The sequence below is a fragment of the Dietzia sp. CH92 genome (assembly GCF_032248695.1).
GTDB lineage: Bacteria > Actinomycetota > Actinomycetes > Mycobacteriales > Mycobacteriaceae > Dietzia.
In genome coordinates this window covers 1-901 of sequence record NZ_JAVHXC010000017.1, presented here as the reverse complement: position 1 = coordinate 901, position 901 = coordinate 1, and the positions used below count along the sequence as shown (strand labels likewise).

General features: G+C 57.8%; 2 rRNA genes. Both read left to right on the top strand.

Features of this window, described 5'->3' with window-relative positions:
• Nucleotides 1-679: ribosomal RNA gene (locus RWK90_RS17240) — 23S ribosomal RNA — on the top strand; the annotation flags it as partial.
• Nucleotides 680-773: 94 nt separating this feature from the next.
• Nucleotides 774-890 (top strand): 5S ribosomal RNA (gene rrf / locus RWK90_RS17235).
• The last annotated feature ends 11 nt before the right edge of the window (nucleotides 891-901 follow it).

Genomic DNA, 901 nt, shown 5'->3' with positions numbered 1-901 from the left:
GGACAGTGCCTGGTGGGTAGTTTAACTGGGGCGGTTGCCTCCCAAAGAGTAACGGAGGCGCCCAAAGGTTCCCTCAGCCTGGATGGCAATCAGGTGTTGAGTGCAAGTGCACAAGGGAGCTTGACTGTGAGACTGACACGTCGAGCAGGGACGAAAGTCGGGACTAGTGATCCGGCACCGGCAAGTGGAAGCGGTGTCGCTCAACGGATAAAAGGTACCCCGGGGATAACAGGCTGATCTTCCCCAAGAGTCCATATCGACGGGATGGTTTGGCACCTCGATGTCGGCTCGTCGCATCCTGGGGCTGGAGTAGGTCCCAAGGGTTGGGCTGTTCGCCCATTAAAGCGGCACGCGAGCTGGGTTTAGAACGTCGTGAGACAGTTCGGTCTCTATCCGCCGCGCGCGTAAGAAACTTGAGGAAGGCTGTCCCTAGTACGAGAGGACCGGGACGGACGAACCTCTGGTGTGCCAGTTGTTCCACCAGGAGCATCGCTGGTTAGCTACGTTCGGAAGGGATAACCGCTGAAAGCATCTAAGCGGGAAGCCTGTTCCAAGATGAGGTTTCTCACCACCTTCGCGTGGTTAAGGCCCCCCACAGACCATGGGGTTGATAGGCCGGAACTGGAAGCGCAGCAATGCGTGCAGGTGACCGGTACTAATCGGCCGAGGACTTACACACAAACACCTTTTTACAAGATCGACCCGCGTCCACTGTGCAGTATCTGAAACAACACACCCACACACACCACGTGTGGGCCCTTGTTTCACAGAGTTACGGCGGCCATAGCGGCAGGGAAACGCCCGGTCCCATTCCGAACCCGGAAGCTAAGCCTGCCAGCGCCGATGGTACTGCACTCGCGAGGGTGTGGGAGAGTAGGACACCGCCGAACACAACTTCACA